Origin of the sequence: Sulfitobacter sp. 15WGC (assembly GCF_005068605.1) — a bacterium.
Taxonomy (GTDB): Bacteria; Pseudomonadota; Alphaproteobacteria; order Rhodobacterales; family Rhodobacteraceae; genus Sulfitobacter; species Sulfitobacter faviae.
This window is the reverse complement of sequence record NZ_SZNL01000013.1, coordinates 16,256-31,950: the sequence shown is the minus strand read 5'-3', so window position 1 is coordinate 31,950 and position 15,695 is coordinate 16,256. Positions and strand designations below refer to the sequence as shown.

The 15,695-nt window shown below is 64.9% G+C and carries 15 protein-coding genes; 8 read left to right on the top strand and 7 right to left on the bottom strand.

The features are described 5' to 3' along the window. Window positions 1–551 (top strand): 5'-nucleotidase C-terminal domain-containing protein (locus FCK22_RS12310; protein WP_211243565.1); only part of this gene is annotated, 551 nt, incomplete at its 5' end. Between the two features lie 177 nt (window positions 552–728). Next, entirely contained in the window at window positions 729–1,142 is a 414-nt protein-coding gene (locus FCK22_RS12305; protein WP_067261177.1) for a VOC family protein, read from the top strand. Between the two features lie 70 nt (window positions 1,143–1,212). On the opposite strand, the gene FCK22_RS12300 is transcribed toward FCK22_RS12305, so the two are convergent. Together FCK22_RS12300 and FCK22_RS12295 are read right to left on the bottom strand one after the other, a co-directional pair. Beyond that, a complete protein-coding gene (locus tag FCK22_RS12300; protein ID WP_136720449.1) occupies window positions 1,213–1,545 on the bottom strand; it encodes a hypothetical protein in 333 nt (110 codons plus the stop codon). Between the two features lie 86 nt (window positions 1,546–1,631). Beyond that, the gene (locus FCK22_RS12295) at window positions 1,632–2,531 is read right to left on the bottom strand and encodes a LysR substrate-binding domain-containing protein (RefSeq protein ID WP_067263618.1); all 900 of its coding nucleotides are present in this window, start codon (window positions 2,529–2,531) and stop codon (window positions 1,632–1,634) included. Between the two features lie 97 nt (window positions 2,532–2,628). Between FCK22_RS12295 and FCK22_RS12290 the strand changes: the two genes are divergently transcribed. Next, window positions 2,629–3,852 carry an acyl-CoA dehydrogenase gene (locus FCK22_RS12290; protein ID WP_067263620.1) on the top strand — a complete coding sequence of 408 codons (1,224 nt, stop codon included), beginning with the start codon at window positions 2,629–2,631 and terminating at the stop codon, window positions 3,850–3,852. A gap of 127 nt (window positions 3,853–3,979) precedes the next feature. Then, window positions 3,980–6,154, top strand: a complete 2,175-nt coding sequence (locus FCK22_RS12285; RefSeq protein WP_067263623.1) for a thiamine pyrophosphate-dependent enzyme — start codon at window positions 3,980–3,982, stop codon at window positions 6,152–6,154. A 179-nt stretch (window positions 6,155–6,333) separates the two neighbouring features. On the opposite strand, the gene FCK22_RS12280 is transcribed toward FCK22_RS12285, so the two are convergent. The 4 genes from FCK22_RS12280 to FCK22_RS12265 are packed head-to-tail and all read right to left on the bottom strand — an operon-like array spanning window position 6,334 to window position 10,423. Then, the gene (locus FCK22_RS12280) at window positions 6,334–7,566 is read right to left on the bottom strand and encodes a mandelate racemase/muconate lactonizing enzyme family protein (RefSeq protein WP_067263629.1); all 1,233 of its coding nucleotides are present in this window, start codon (window positions 7,564–7,566) and stop codon (window positions 6,334–6,336) included. Between the two features lie 23 nt (window positions 7,567–7,589). After that, entirely contained in the window at window positions 7,590–8,432 is an 843-nt protein-coding gene (locus FCK22_RS12275) for an NAD(P)-dependent oxidoreductase (protein WP_067263631.1), read from the bottom strand. A gap of 12 nt (window positions 8,433–8,444) precedes the next feature. Continuing rightward, entirely contained in the window at window positions 8,445–9,224 is a 780-nt protein-coding gene (locus FCK22_RS12270; protein ID WP_067263632.1) for an aldolase/citrate lyase family protein, read from the bottom strand. Further along, on the bottom strand, window positions 9,221–10,423 hold the full coding sequence (locus FCK22_RS12265; RefSeq protein ID WP_067263635.1) for an FAD-binding oxidoreductase: 1,203 nt from the start codon (window positions 10,421–10,423) through the stop codon (window positions 9,221–9,223). Before FCK22_RS12265 ends, FCK22_RS12270 begins: the two co-directional genes overlap by 4 nt. A 256-nt stretch (window positions 10,424–10,679) precedes the next feature. Between FCK22_RS12265 and FCK22_RS12260 the strand changes: the two genes are divergently transcribed. The 4 genes from FCK22_RS12260 (at window position 10,680) to msrB (ending at window position 13,160) form a co-directional block, all read left to right on the top strand. Beyond that, window positions 10,680–11,180: a sigma-70 family RNA polymerase sigma factor gene (locus FCK22_RS12260; RefSeq protein WP_067263638.1), complete on the top strand. Its 501-nt coding sequence runs from the start codon at window positions 10,680–10,682 to the stop codon at window positions 11,178–11,180. Continuing rightward, window positions 11,177–11,869, top strand: a complete 693-nt coding sequence (locus FCK22_RS12255) for an anti-sigma factor (RefSeq protein ID WP_067268386.1) — start codon at window positions 11,177–11,179, stop codon at window positions 11,867–11,869. The genes FCK22_RS12260 and FCK22_RS12255 overlap by 4 nt, the downstream gene beginning before the upstream one ends. 171 nt (window positions 11,870–12,040) lie before the next feature. Beyond that, on the top strand, window positions 12,041–12,595 hold the full coding sequence (locus tag FCK22_RS12250; protein ID WP_067268384.1) for a fasciclin domain-containing protein: 555 nt from the start codon (window positions 12,041–12,043) through the stop codon (window positions 12,593–12,595). Window positions 12,596–12,677: 82 nt separating this feature from the next. After that, window positions 12,678–13,160 (top strand): peptide-methionine (R)-S-oxide reductase MsrB, encoded by a 483-nt coding sequence (gene msrB, locus FCK22_RS12245; RefSeq protein WP_067268381.1) that lies wholly within the window; start codon window positions 12,678–12,680, stop codon window positions 13,158–13,160. Window positions 13,161–13,214: 54 nt separating this feature from the next. On the opposite strand, the gene hrpB is transcribed toward msrB, so the two are convergent. Continuing rightward, complete coding sequence (gene hrpB / locus FCK22_RS12240; protein WP_209273793.1) at window positions 13,215–15,656, bottom strand: ATP-dependent helicase HrpB; 2,442 nt, start codon at window positions 15,654–15,656, stop codon at window positions 13,215–13,217. Window positions 15,657–15,695: the final 39 nt, after the last annotated feature.

The window sequence follows — 15,695 nt, the reverse complement described above, 5'->3', positions numbered from 1 at the left end:
GCCGTGACATCTGCCGCGCGCAGGAATGTGCGATGGGCAACCTTGTCTCCGACGCGATGCTGGACCGGGTGAAGGATCAGGGCATCGACGTGGCGATCTCCAACGCGGGCGGCTTGCGTGCCTCCATCGACGCGGGTGAGGTGACCATGGGCGAGGTGCTGACCGTGCTGCCGTTCCAGAACACGCTCTCGACCTTCCAGATTAGCGGCGCGACCCTGATCGAAGCCTTGGAAAACGGGGTAAGCCAGTTGGAAGACGGCGCGGGCCGTTTCCCGCAGGTGGCGGGCATGTCTTATACCTTTGATCCCAAGGCCGAGCCCGGCAGCCGCATCAGCGATGTGATGGTGGGGGGCGAACCGATTGATCCCGAAAAGACCTATGGCGCCGTGTCCAACAACTATGTCCGCAATGGCGGCGACGGCTACGCGATGTTCAAGGACGCCGAGAATGCCTATGACTTCGGCCCCGATCTGGCGGATGTGACGGCGGAGTATCTGGCGAAGAACGGCAGCTACAAACCCTACACCGATGGCCGCATCAAGATGAAGTAAGGGTCTCAGGCCTTAGCGAGGGGGCGCGTCCAGCGGGGCGCGCCCTTTTTGTTTGTGAATAGCCGGGCAGGGCCCTTGATTCCGGGCGGATGCCCAAGCTGCGCGTCCCCCGCAAGCCAGCCCCTTGCACCTCTCCCGCCAAGGGATACACATGCGGTAACCAAACAGGAGACCGCTATGCTCACCCCCTTCCACCTTGCCTATAACGTCCGCGACCTTGACGAGACCCGCGCCTTCTACGGCGATGTGCTGGGCTGCACCGAAGGCCGGTCGACCGAAACTTGGGTCGATTATTCCTTCTTCGGCCACCAGATCTCCATGCATCTGGGCGAGCCTTTCAAGACAGAGGCCACCGGCAAGGTCGGTGAGCATATGGTGCCGATGCCGCATCTGGGCGTCGTCCTGCGGATGGAGGATTGGAAGGCGCTGGCGGAGCGGCTGAAGGGCGCAGAGGTCGACTTCGTGATCGAACCCTCGCTGCGTTTCGAAGGGGAACCGGGCGAGCAAGCGACCATGTTCTTCCGCGACCCGTCGGGCAATCCGATCGAAGTCAAGGGGTTCGCCGATTTGGACCGCGTTTTTGCCCAATAAGGCCAAGCGCTGAAACGACAAAGCCCCGCTGTCGCAAGCGGGGCTTTGAAGGGCTGAAACTGGTGCGGGCTCAGTCGAAGCTGATCGCCCCTTCGAAAGCAGGCTCTTCCAAGGTTTGCCCGCTGAAACGCGTCGGGGTCTGTGCGGTGATGTCGAGCGTGTAGCTGCCGTTCACGGGGATCGGCCCGCTGGTCCATGCCTCGTCCTCGCCGGTGATCGTATGGCTGCCGGTGGCGTTGTTGGTAAAGACCACCTGATCGCCCGGCTGCACATGGGACAGCGATGGGAAATAGGCGCCGTCGACGATCAGCACGTTGCGGCTTTCGGCCATGGCGCCAGCGGCGCAGAAGCTCAGGGCAAGGGCCAGAGCGCCGGTGCTTTTGCGGTATGAACTTAGCATCATCTGCTCCTTTGGAACGCCCGATGCGGGCGGGTTAGCCGGTTTCATACAAGGTAAATGCGGCATAACTTGGGCCAGCTTTGCGCGGCTCATCCTGCCGTCGCAGGCTCCGCCTGCTGGGCCAGCCAGCCACGGAATGACGCAAGCGCCGCCGTCTCATCCCGGTCGTCAGGCCAGACGAGGTAGTAGTTCCCGATGCTCTGCGTGGTGGGTGAAGCGGCCAGCACCAATTGCCCGTCGCGCAGGTAGGGGCGGGCGAAGAAGGTCGGCAGCAGCGCCACCCCTAGTCCGTGTATCGCCGCCTGCGCCATGGTCGAGAATTGGTCGAACATCATGCCGCCCGGCGGCTCATCCGTTACTCCGAGCGAGGACAGCCAGCGCGCCCATCCGCGCGGGCGGGTCTCTAGGTGAAGCAGCGGCAGATGGCGCACGTCGCGTGCATCCTCCAAGGGTGCGGGCAGCAGGTCGGGTGCGCAGACCGCCACCACCGTTTCCGGCAAAAGCGGCAGGTAGCGCACGCCGGGCCAATCTTCATGACCAAAATGAATGGCGGCGTCGAATCGGCTGCCCGCAAAGGCGAAGGGCCGCAGCCGGGTCGATAGGTTCACCGTCACTTCCGGGTGGTCCCGCGCGAAATCGCGCAGGCGCGGGGCCAGCCAATGCATCCCGAAGGCAGGCAGGATCGCCAGATTCAACGTGCCCCCCGTAGGGTTCGTCCGGGCCGAGACCGAGGCCTGCGCCAGTCGGTTCAGGATGTCGCGCACCTGCGTTACATAATCCAATCCCGCCTGCGTCGGGGTTAGACGGCGGCCCTGACGGATCATCAGCGTCACGCCCAGCTGTTCCTCCAGCGTCTTGATCTGACGGCTCACCGCGCTCTGCGTGAGGTTCAATTCCTGCGCCGCCGCCGTGGCGGTGCCGAGCCGCACGACCGCCTCGAAAGACAGCAGGGCCGAGATCGAAGGCAGGAAGCGGCGTGGCGCGATCATATGACTTTTTCTCATGAACTCAGGACAAAGCAGCGATAGAGTTCGCGCCGCCGATTTGCAATACTGCCGCAAATCACATCACCCGAAAGGATGCATCATGACCGCTGACGCCCCCAAGCTGCGCGCCAAGGACAAACCCGATCTTGGAACCTTCGATTGGCAGGATCCCTTCCGCCTCGACAGCCAGCTCACCGAAGACGAGCGCATGATCCGCGATTCCGCCCGCGCCTATGCGCAGGAAAAGCTGCAACCGCGCGTGATCGAAGCCTTTGCTGAGGAAAAGACCGACCCCGAGATCTTCCGCGAGATGGGCGAGATGGGCCTTCTCGGCGTCACCATCCCCGAGGAATACGGCGGTCTCGGCGGCAGCTATGTCTCCTACGGTCTCGTCGCCCGTGAGGTCGAGCGCGTGGACAGCGGCTACCGCTCGATGATGTCGGTGCAGGCGAGCCTCGTCATGTATCCAATCTACGCCTATGGCTCCGAAGAGCAGCGCCAGAAATACCTGCCCAAGCTCTGCTCGGGCGAATGGATCGGCTGCTTTGGCCTGACCGAGCCCGATGCGGGCTCCGACCCTGCGGGCATGAAGACCCGCGCCGTGAAGACCGACACGGGCTACAAGCTGACCGGTTCCAAGATGTGGATCTCGAACTCCCCCATCGCCGATGTCTTTGTGGTTTGGGCCAAGTCCGAGGCGCATGACGGCAAGATCCGCGGCTTTGTGCTGGAAAAAGGCATGAAGGGTCTGAGCGCGCCGAAGGTTGGCAACAAGCTTTCCTTGCGCGCCTCGATCACCGGTGAGATCGTCATGGACGGTGTTGAAGTCGGCGAAGACGCGCTGCTGCCAAATGTGCAGGGTCTGAAAGGCCCCTTCGGCTGCCTCAACCGCGCCCGCTACGGCATTTCTTGGGGCGCGATGGGTGCTGCCGAGTTCTGCTGGCACGCGGCGCTGCAATACGGGCTGGACCGCAAGCAGTTCAACAAGCCGCTGGCGCAAACCCAACTGTTCCAGAAGAAGCTGGCGGATATGATGACCGAGATTTCGCTCGGCCTTCAGGGCTCGCTGCAAGTGGGCCGCCTGATGGATGCCGCCAATGCCGCGCCCGAGATGATCTCGATCGTCAAGCGCAACAACTGCGGCAAGGCGCTCGACGTGGCACGCATGTCGCGCGACATGCACGGCGGCAACGGCATCTCGGGCGAATTCCAGGTGATCCGTCACATGATGAACCTCGAGACGGTGAACACCTACGAGGGCACTCATGACGTGCACGCGCTGATCCTGGGCCGTGCGCAGACCGGCCTGCAGGCGTTCTTCTAAACACTGGCTTCGGGGGGCACTCCCCCCGGCCACCGAGAATACTTATGGCCAGAAAGAGGGGCGGCGCCTTTCTTTCTGGCCGACATGCTTTCGCCGAGGGCGATTAATTTCTATTTGAAGAGGCCCCATGGACCGCGTTGCCATCGTTCATGAGAACTTCCTCCGTCGCGTTGCGGCGGGGGATTTTCCCGTTTCCACCTGCCCACAAAAGGCGCTTGATCGCGACCAGCTAGAGCAACTCTACCGTGCTCAGGTGCTGAGCCGGGCGCTCGACCTGCAAAGCCGCGTCATGCAGAAGGAGGGGCAGGGGTTCTACACTATCGGCTCATCGGGGCACGAGGGGATGGCAGCGGTGGCGGCGGCGCTGCGCGTCGATGACATCGCTTTCCTGCATTACCGCGATGCGGCCTTCCAGATCGCCCGGGGCGATCAGGCGGGCGGGCAGGACATGATGTGCGACATGCTGCTCAGCTTTGCCTGTTCTGCCGAGGACCCGATCAGCGGCGGGCGGCACAAGGTCTTGGGCTCGCGCCCGCTGATGATCCCGCCGCAGACCTCGACCATCGCAAGCCATCTGCCCAAGGCGGTGGGGGCGGCGCATTCCATCGGCATGGCGCGGCGGCACCGGCCCGAGCATGCGATCCTGCCGCGCGACGGCATCGCCATGTGCAGTTTCGGCGACGCCTCGGCCAACCACTCCACCGCGCAGGGGGCGATAAATGCCGCTTGCTGGACCGCCGTGCAGGGCGTGCCGCTGCCGCTGCTGTTTGTCTGTGAGGACAACGGCATCGGCATTTCGACCAAGACACCGACGGGCTGGATTAAGGCGTCGATGTCGGGCAGGCCGGGGCTGAAGTATTTCGAGGGCGACGGGCTCGATCTGCACGCGGCCTATGCGGCGGCGAAGGAGGCGGCGGATTACGTGCGCGTGCATCGCAAGCCGGCTTTCCTGCACCTGCGCACCGTGCGGCTCTATGGCCATGCCGGGGCGGATGTGGCGACCTCCTATCTGCCCCGGGCCGAGGTGGAAGCGGATGAGGCCAACGATCCGCTGCTGCATTCCGCGCGGCTGCTGGTTGAGGCTGGAGCGTCTGCCGAGGAGGCGCTGGCGATCTACCGCAATACGCAAGAGGTGGTCGCGAAGGCGGCTGACGAAGTGGTGAAACGCCCCCGGCTGAAGACGGCGTCGGACGTCATGGCCAGCCTCGTGCCGCCCAAGCGCGACTGCGCGCCCAGCAACGGGCCGAGCGCCGAGGCGCGGGCTGAGACCTTTGGCAGCGATATGGGGCAGATGGACAACCTCCAGCCGATGTCGCGGCTGATCAACTGGGCGCTGCACGACCTGATGCTTTCGCACCCCGAGACCATGCTGATGGGCGAGGACGTGGGCCGCAAGGGCGGGGTCTATGGCGTCACGCAGAAGCTGCAGAACCGTTTCGGGCCGGGGCGGGTGATCGACACGCTGCTGGACGAGCAGAGCATCCTCGGCCTCGCCATCGGCATGGCGCACAATGGCTTTTTGCCGATGCCGGAGATCCAGTTCCTCGCCTATCTGCACAACGCCGAGGACCAGCTGCGCGGCGAGGCGGCGACCCTGCCGTTCTTCTCCAACGGTCAATGGAGCAACCCGATGGTGCTGCGCATTGCGGGGCTCGGCTATCAGAAAGGGTTCGGCGGGCATTTCCACAACGACAATTCGCTGGCCGTGCTGCGCGACATTCCCGGCATTATCATCGCCTGCCCCTCGGCAGGGGACGACGCGGCGATGATGCTGCGCGAAGCCCATCGTCTGGCGCGCGAGGAGCAGCGGGTGGTGGTCTTTGTCGAGCCCATCGCGCTTTACCCGATGCGCGACCTGATGGAGGCCGGGGATGGCGGCTGGATGCGTAGCTACCCGGCCCCGGATCGGCGGATCGCTCTGGGCGAGGTCGGGGTCACGGGCGCGGGCAGCGATCTGGCGATCGTGAGCTACGGCAACGGGCATTACCTGAGCCAGCAGGCGGCGCGCGATTTGGCCGAGGCAGGTGTTGATGCGCGGGTGATCGACCTGCGCTGGCTGGCGCCTTTGCCGGAGGATGCGTTGATCGAGGCCATCGGGGATCGTCCGGTGCTGATCGTGGACGAGTGTCGTCGGACGGGCGGGCAGGCCGAGGCGCTGATGGCGCTGATGGCGGAGCACGGTGTGGCAAGGTTCGCGCGGCTGACGGCGGAGGACAGTTTCATCGCCACGGGGCCGGCCTATGCGGCGACGTTGCCCTCGCGGGAGGGGATTGTCGCTGCGGCGCGGGACTTGCTGGGGTAGTCGAGGGCTAGCGCCTGCCCGCGGGTTGGCGACGCCTCGGGTTGTTCATGCCACTTTATGGCACAGGTTCGATGTGGGGTCGCAGAGGGACGTGTAGGTGGCAAAATCGCCTACCCGGGGGGCGGGCAGGCGATGGCCCGGCGCCTGCGGCTTGTTCCGGGCCGGGCAGGCGATGGCCCTTAGTGGCTATCCGCCGGTGCGCCGCCTTGGAAATTATTCCCATTCACATAATCGCAAGGCTCTTCACGCATCTCCAGATGCAGGCCATCGCCTGTATAGGGATGCGCGCGGGCGAATTCCTCATCGACTTCGATCCCCAGACCGGGCGCTGTGGGGGCGGTGATAAAGCCGTCCTCCACCCGGATCGACCCTTTGATCAATTGGTCATGGAATGGCGTCTCGATACATTCGCACATCAGGATGTTCGGGATCGCGGTAGCGAGCTGCACATTCGCGGCCCATTCCACCGGCCCGGCATAGAGATGCGGCGCCACTTGCGCGTTATAGACCTCGGCCATGGTGGCGATCTTCTTGGCCTCCGCGATGCCGCCCACGCGGCCAAGGGCCGGTTGCAGGATCTCCGCCGCGCCCGCCCGCAACAAAGGCGCGAATTCGGCCTTGGTGGTCAGCCGCTCGCCCGTGGCCACAGGGACGCGCACGCCGCGTGCGACCTTGGCCATCTGCTCGGGCGCGTCTGGCGGGATCGGTTCTTCGTACCACAGCGGGCTATAGGGTTCGATCGCTTGGCCCAGCCGGATCGCGCCCGCGGTGGTGAACTGCCCGTGGGTGCCAAACAGCAGGTCGGCACGGTCGCCCACCGCCTCTCGGATGGCCTTGCAGAACGCCGCTGAAGTGCTGATGTCCGACATCGCAGGCATATGCCCGCCGCGCAGCGTATAGGGGCCGGCGGGGTCGAATTTCACCGCCGTATAGCCGCGCGCCACGCAATCCGCCGCCGATTCCGCCGCCATCTCGGGCGAGGTCCAGAAATCCGCCATGCTGTGATGCGGCAACGGGTAGAGGTAGGTATAGCCGCGCACCCGATCATTGGTGCGCCCGCCGATCAGCGCATGCACCGGGCGGTCGCGGTCCTTGCCCAGAATGTCCCAACAGGCGATCTCCAACCCCGAAAACGCGCCCATGACCGTCAGATCTGGCCGCTGAGTGAATCCTGCGGAATAGGCGCGGCGGAACATCAGCTCGATATTCTCGGGGTTTTCGCCCTGCATATGGCGGGCAAAAACATCTTCGATCACCGCGCGCATGGCGTCGGGCCCGACGCTGGCGGCATAGCATTCGCCCCAACCGGTGATGCCGGTGTCGGTGGTCACCTTGACCAATATCCAATAGCGCCCGCCCCAGCCGGGGGCGGGCGGGGCCGTCACGATGATATCGAGGTCTTGCAGTTTCATGACGGTCCCTTTCGTTTGGCCGCTTAGGTCTCTTTCTTGTCGTCGACGATGGTCATCTGCGCGATGCCGCTTTCGCCCAGATCGACCTTGGCGAAGGGGCCGCCGTGGCACATCTGGCCGGGGTCGCTGATGTCGGCGGGGCCTTCTTCGGCGAGCACTTTTTCGGCGAATTGCTCGGCGTTGTCCTTCGGGCGGTAGCCGAGGAAGGAGGCTTTCGAGTTGTCCACCGGCGCGCGGTCGTTGTTCGACACGCCGTAGATCACCGAGAAACCGACCGAGGGCGTGTCCACCGCGCGGGTCACCAGTTGGATCAGGTCGTCATAGCTGAGCCACGAGCCGAGCGCGCGGGAGTTGTTGACCTGTGCCGCGCTCAGGATGCGCAGATGCACGGATTCGAGCTGGCGCTTGTCCCAGTACATGGAGCCGAGGTCTTCGGTGAAGCATTTGGCGAGGCCGTAGAAAGTATCGGGCTTGTGGGCCGCGTCGATGCCGATGAAATCGGCCTTTTTGTGCATTCCCACCGCATGGATCGAAGAGGCATAGACCACCCGGCGCACCCCGGCTTGATAGGCCGATTCCCAGACATTGTAAGAGCCGACGAAGTTCGGGCCCAAGAGTTCCATGAAGGGTTTTTCGTCCACGATGGCCCCGAAATGCACCACCATGTCAGCGCCCTCCATCAGGGCCGCGACTTGGTCGTATTCCGCTAGATCGGCCTTCTGATAACGCTCACCGTCGTAAAGCTTGCCGATGTCCTCGGCGATGTCGGAGCTGACCAGTTCTTCGCACATCGCGGCCAGTGGTTCGCGCAGGTAGGAGCCGAGGCGCCCGGCGGCGCCTGTCAGGACCAGTTTCTTAAATTTCATAACATCTTCCTTTCACGTCTCAGAAATCTTGTCGCGCACCTGCGCGCGCAGCGCATCGGCCCCTTGGGCCAAAAGGCCCACATCCGTGCCGCAGGCGACAAAGGTGAAGCCTTCGTTCAGCAGTTGGGCGGCGAAATCGGGATCGGTGACCAGCGTGCCGACGGGAATGCCCTTGTCCATTAAGAGTTTGGCAGCGGGGCGGATCACCTCCCAGACCTCGGGGTGCAGGGTCTGGCCCAGATGGCCCATATCGGCGGCGATATCAGCGGGGCCAAAGAAGATACCGTCGATCCCCTCGACCTCGGCAAAGGCGGCGGCGTTTTCGACGGCGGCGCGGGTTTCAAGCTGGATCAGGATGGCGGTTTGGTTCTCGACCTGGGCGTTGTAATCCGCGACCCGACCAAATTGGTTGGCGCGGTTCAGCCCGGCCACGCCCCGAATGCCGCGGGGCGGATAGCGGCAGGCGGCCACGGCGGCGCGGGCTTCATCGGGTGTCTGCACCATGGGGAATAGCAGCCCCGGCGCGCCGAGGTCCATCAGCCGTTTGACCTTGACCGCATCGTTCCAGTCGGGCCGCACCATCGCCGTGGTCTCACTGCCCGAGAACGCCTGCAACTGCCCCAGCACCGAGGCCATGTCGCTGGGCGCATGTTCCATATCCAGCATCACCCAGTCATAGCCCGCATGGGCCACCACCTCGGCGGCATAGCCGTTGGAGAGGGAGACCCAGAGGCCAAGCTGCTTTTGCCCGGCACGGATGGCCGTGAGGAAGCTGTTCTCGCGCAATTTCATATCACGGCCCTTTCCACGAATTTCTCGGAACGCACGATCCGCGCGTAGTCCAGTGGCGTGAGGTCGAGCGTGCGGTAGGCGCCATGGGTGATCAACTCTGCCGTGCCGCGCCCGATGGCGGGGGCCTGTTGCAACCCGTGGCCGGAAAAGCCGTTCATAAAGACGAAATTCGCGACCTTGTCGTGCCGCCCCAGAATCGCGTTCTGGTCGACGGTGTTATAGGCGTAATGCCCGACCCATTCGTTGATCACCTTGACCCGCTCAAAGGCCGGAACGCGGGTGGCGATGGTGGGCCAGACCTTCTCTTCCCAGATCGAATGGTCAAAGGTGAAATCGTCATAGGCGGCGTCATAGTCATCCTCTGGCGGGCAACCGGCCATGTAATATTTGCCTTCTTGGCGCATATGCACGCCGCTGGGGTCGATGGTCAGCGGCAGGTCCATTTCCAGCGGCTCGGCGGCATCGAAGATGAAGGTGTAGCGTTTGCGCGGCACCACGGGCAGGCTGATCCCGGCCATCTGCGCCGTCGCTGCCGCGCGGGGGCCGGAGGCATTGACCACCGTCCCGCAGGAGACCGTCGCGCCGGACTTCAGCGTCACCGCATCCACGGCACTGCCCGCAGGGTTCAGCACCATGCCCGTCACCTCGTCATGCACAAAGGTCACGCCGCGGCGCTTGGCCATGCGTTTGAACCAGTCGAACATGGTGCCGCCGTCGAAGTAGCCCTCATCCACCGTGTTGTGATTGCCCGCGATCACATCGTCGAGCATGTAGAAGGGATAGCGCGCGGCGATCTCATCCTTGGTCATATGCTGGGTATGCGCGCCCATGGAGGTCTGGATGCCCTGCGCCTCGCGCAGGGTCTGGGCAAACTCGGGCGTGTCGGCAAGATAGAGGTACCCGAAGCTTTGCAACGCCAGTTCCGGCACCTCGGGATCGTCATGCATGAAGTGGCGGAAGTTTTTGATGAACTCGGCCCCGAACTGAGAAATCTGGATGTTCACGGGGGCGCTGAACTGCTGGCGGATGCAGGAATTCGTATGGCTGGTCGAGGCGAATTCATAGGTCGGATCACGCTCGACCACCAGCACCTCGCCGTCGAATCCCGGCGTGTTGGTCAGCCACCAAGCCAAAGCCGAGCCATAGATGGCCCCGCCCACGATCACCACGTCATAGGACGTCTCAAGCGCGTTTTGCATGCACAGTCTCCCTTTGCGCATTCCCCTCTGAATCGTGGGTAGCCTAAGCATCCAGAGCCTGCAATCTTTGTGAAGCGCGGCGTGAATTTTCGTTTTGCGGCGATGGGTTGCGCCTGTGTTCATGAATGAGGCAGGGTTGACTTTTACTGCGGCTGTCGCACCATGAGCGTTATGCCGGAACACAGATGACCGCCCGAAGGAGTGGCCCTTGGACAGCGACCGCGAAGAGATTGAGCGTCTGATTGCGCAGGTCGCAATGGGAGACCGTGCCGCTTTTGAGGCGCTCTATGATCGGGTGTCGGCGAAACTATTCGGGGTCTGCCTGCGTGTGTTGGATACACGCGCCGCAGCAGAGGATGCCATGCAGGACAGTTTCGTCAAAATCTGGAATAATTCCGACCGCTATCAGGCCAATGGCCTGTCGCCGATGACGTGGCTGATCACCATTGCGCGCAACACAGCGATCGACCGGCTGCGCGCCACCCGCAAGGGCCATCAGAACATCGACACGCCGGGGCTGGAACTGGCCGCGCCGGGGCCGAACCCCGAGCAATCCGCCGTGGCCGCCTCTGAGGCCAAGCGGCTGACCAATTGTCTGGATGATCTTGAAGCGGATCGCGGTGCTGCGGTGCGCGGGGCGTACCTTGATGGCGACAGCTATGCCGAGCTTGCGCAGCGTTTCAACGTGCCGCTCAACACCATGCGCACATGGCTGCGCCGTGGTCTGATGGCCCTGCGGGAGTGTATGAGCGTATGAGCGACACCCCCATCACCCCGCCCGAAGACGACGATCTGCTGGCCGCCGAAATGGCCTTGGGCCTGTTGGAAGGCGAAGACCGTGCCGCCGCCCGCGCCCGGCTGATGCAAGACCGTGATTTTGCCCGTCGCGTGGCCGATTGGCAGGAGCGTTTCGTGGCGATGACCGACGATATCGCCCCCGTCGCCCCGCCCGCGAAGCTGCGCCGCGCGCTGATGGCGCGGCTCTTCCCCGCGCGGCAGGTGCCGCTGTTGCAGCGGCTCTGGCTGTGGCAGGGGGTGTCGGTGGCAGCACTGGCCACCGTGGCCTTCCTTGCCCTGCCGATGCTGCGCGAGGCGCCGATGCAGCCCCCGGCAGAGGTCTATGCCACCCGCATGGCCGCCGAGGACAGCGCGCTGGAATTGCTGGCCGTCATGGACATGTCGCGTGGCGATATCGCGCTGCGCCGTGTCTCGGGCGACGCGCCCGCAGGCCGCGTGCTGGAGCTTTGGGCAATCCTGCCGGACCGCGCGCCGATCTCTCTGGGCGTGCTGCCTGAGGGGGAGGTTAACCGCGTGGCCTTGCCCGCTAATCTGGTGCCCGAGGCGGCGCAGATCACGCTGGCCATTACCGATGAGCCGCCCGGCGGCGCACCCGGCGGTGTCCCCACCGGGGAGGTCATGGCCGCTGGTGCTGTGGCGGAGCTCTAAACCCCGAAACGCCCTGCTTTGACCGAGCAGGGCGTTTCATTTTTCATTTCCCTTACAACGCGTTATGATTTTGTTGCGAATTTTCTGAACCATTCTGAAACTCCTCTCACGTCTGCCCCGTGGGTCCAGTATCGCCGCCCACAACGGGAGGCATTCAAGGGAGGAAACCCAATGAAGACGCTCAAGACATTCGCCGCCGCCACCGCCACTGCCGCTCTGCTGGCCACCGGTGCCATCGCCGCTAATCCCGAAGTGGGCGGCGCGCCCATGTTCGAGAATAAGAACATCGTCGAAAACGCCGTGAACTCCGCCGATCACACCACGCTGGTCGCCGCCGTGAAGGCTGCCGGTCTGGTCGATACGCTGGCCTCCGAAGGGCCGTTCACCGTTTTCGCCCCGGTCAACTCCGCCTTTGACGCGCTGCCTGCGGGCACTGTCGAGACCCTGCTCAAGCCCGAGAACAAGGACATGCTGACCAAAGTGCTGACCGCCCATGTGGTGGCCGGTAAATGGTCCGCCGCCGACATCGCCGCCAAGGCACGCGCCTCCAGTGATGGGTTCTATCACTTTAACGCCGTCTCTGGCGATGCACTGTCGGCGCAGGTGAAGGGCCGCAACGTCTATATCATCGACGAAAGCGGCAACGCCTCACGCGTGACTATCGCAGATGTGAACCAGTCCAACGGGGTGATCCATGTTGTAAACAGCGTGCTGGTGCCCAAATAAGAGGCAACCCACACCCCTGTTGCTGGGCCAGTACCCCCATGCTGGCCCGGCGCCATCCCACCCGAACGCGAGGAGTAACACCATGAACAGACGTCATTTTCTGACATCGACCTTTCTGGGCGCCACCGCCATCGGGTTGGGCGCGCGCGGCACCTTGGCGGCCTATGTCGAGGGCGACTTCGAGGTTACCCGCAGCGAAGCCGAGTGGCGCGCGATGCTGAGCGACTTGGAATATGCGGTCATGCGCGAAGGCGATACGGAGCGCGCCTTTACCAGCCCGCTGAACGATGAGAAACGCCCCGGCACCTTCATCTGCAAGGGCTGTGATCAACCGCTTTACGATGCGGCGACCAAGTTCAAAAGCGGCACTGGCTGGCCGAGCTTTTATCAGCCGCTCGACAATGCGGTTGAGACCATGGCCGACAACAGTTTCTTCATGCGCCGGACCGAGGTGCATTGCGACCGTTGTGGCAGCCATCTGGGCCATATCTTTGATGACGGGCCAGAGCCCACGGGCAAGCGGCATTGCATCAACGGCGTCTCGCTGAAGTTCGTCGCGGCTTAACGGATAGGTCTCACCCAAACGGTTCGCGCGCCGCTTTCGGCGCGCGTTGTCTTGTCAGGTGCCGCGCGGTTTGGCGCGCAGGGTCGGGTCCGCCACCGTGGGGTCTTCGGGCCACGGGTGACGCGGATACCGCCCGCGCATGTCTTTTCGCACATCCGCATAGGAGCTTGCCCAGAAGCCGGGGATGTCCATCGTGACCTGCACCGGGCGCTGCGCAGGCGACAGCAGGGTGACCTGCAATGGCTGGCCGCCCACCGTCGGGTGCCGCGTCACGCCGAACATCTCTTGCAAACGCAGCGCGATGCCGGGGGTTTCACCGCTGTAGTCGATGGCCACGCGCCGCCCGAGCGGGGTTTCGAAATGGGCAGGGGCCGAGCGGTCCAACTCTTGCTGTTGCTCCCAACTCAGCCGGGCTTTGAGCGCCGGGGTGATGTCGAACCCTTTCCAATCCGCGCTGCTGCGCACGCCCGTGAGATGCGGCAGCAGCCAGTCTTCCAGCGTCTCCATCAGATGCGCTTCGGTGAAATCGGGGAAGGGCGCGGGCATCAGCCGGGCGCGGGCCAGAAACAGCGCTGCCGTCTTGCCGGGGTTCAGCCCCAATTGCCGCACCCCGTCCAGCATCGCAACCGCCACTGCATCGGCGGGCGCATCGGGCCATGTCCGGTCCTCCAGAACCAGCGCGCCGAAGACCTCTTGCTTGCGGGTCAGCACACGCCCCTCGCGGCGCGACCATAGGCAGACATCCTGCCAGCGGATTTGATCGGCAAAAGTGGCCCGCAACTCGGCGTCCGAGATCAGCGCCGCCTGCCGGATGCGCGCCTCGCGCGGGTCGCCGTCGAGGTCCGTGGCCACCAAGAGCCGCGCGCCCGCCATCGGGTCGGCCTCTGGCAGCACGGCGCCCTTGCCGCCCGAGAGCACATAGCGCGGTGCCTCGCCCTTGCGGCGCAGCCCGACGCGGTCGGGGTAGGCGAGGGCCGCTAGCACGCCCAAGGAGCCCGGCCCGTCGCCCTTCGCGCCGCGTGCAAGGCGTTTCGCCTCGGCCTTGATGCGCGCTAGCGTGGGCGCATGGGGCGGCGTGGCAGTGCGTTTGCCGGCCAGCGCGTCCATCCGCAGCGCAAGGTCGACCGGCGCGCCGCGCATCGGATCGCGCTCGGCCAGAAGGGCCGCGAGCATCGGCGCGGAGGGACCGCCGCGCGCCACCATATGCGCCAGCCGCGGGTGCAGGGGGAGTTTCGCCAAGGCGCGGCCATGTTCGGTGATGCGCCCGCTGCCGTCGAGCGCGCCTAGCATCTGGAGCACCGCTTGCGCCTCGGCCAGACGGCCCGCGTGGGGCGGGGTGACGAAGCTCAGATCGTTCGCCTGCGCCCCCCAGAGCGCCAGTTCCAGCGCGAAACCGGTCAGGTCGCCAGCCTCGATCTCGGCCGGGGGGAAAGCCGCCAGCGCGCCTTCCTCGCCCCGGGTCCAGAGCTTGTAGGCGACCCCGGTATCGAGCCGCCCGGCCCGGCCCGCGCGCTGCGTCGCCTCGGCGCGGGTCACCCGCTCGGTCACCAGCCGGGACATGCCCGAGGCCGGATCAAAGAGCGCGCGCCGCGCGCGGCCCGCGTCGACGACGATGCGGATGCCCTCGATGGTAAGGGAGGTTTCGGCGATGGAGGTCGCCAGCACCACCTTGCGGCCGGAGGGGGCGGGGGCGATTGCGGCCTGTTGCGCCTTGAAGTCGAGCGCGCCGAAGAGCGGAGCGAGGGTGCAATCCTGAGGAAGGGCGGGGCGCAGAAGCGCCTCGACCCGGCGAATCTCTCCCTCGCCGGGCAGGAAGACCAGCGCGGAGCCGGGCGCCTCCGACAGCGCCTTTAGCGTGAGGTCGGCCACGGCCTTCTCCAGCCGTTGCTTGCCCATCGGCTTGTCGAGCCAGCGCGGCTCGACCTCGAAACTGCGCCCTTCGGAGGTCACGATGGGCGCCGCCATCAGGGCGGCCACCGGGGCGGCGTCGAGCGTGGCGGACATGGCCACCAGCATCAGGTCGTCGCGCAGCGCGCCCGCAACTTCGAGCGCCAGCGCGAGGCCGAGATCGGCGTTGAGCGAGCGTTCGTGAAATTCGTCGAAGATCACCGCGCCGACGCCGGGTAGGTCTGGGTTGTCCTGCAACATGCGGGTCAGGATGCCTTCGGTAACCACCTCGATGCGCGTGGATTTCGACACCGCCGAGGCGCCGCGCACGCGAAAACCGACGGTCTGCCCGGTCTCCTCGCCAAGGCTTTCTGCCATGCGCGCGGCGGCGGCGCGGGCGGCGAGGCGGCGCGGCTCCAGCATCAGGATGCGGCCTTGGGTCAGCCCCGCATCTAGCATCGCCAGCGGCACCCGCGTCGTCTTGCCCGCGCCGGGAGGCGCTTGCAGCACGAAGCGGCCCGTGTCGCGCAGGGCGGTGATCACATCCGGCAGGACGGCGTCGATGGGCAGGGCGAAATCAGCATTGGACATGGCGCGGTTATCGGGCATCGCGCGCGGCGCGCCAAGGGTGGGGATGGACAATTCCAC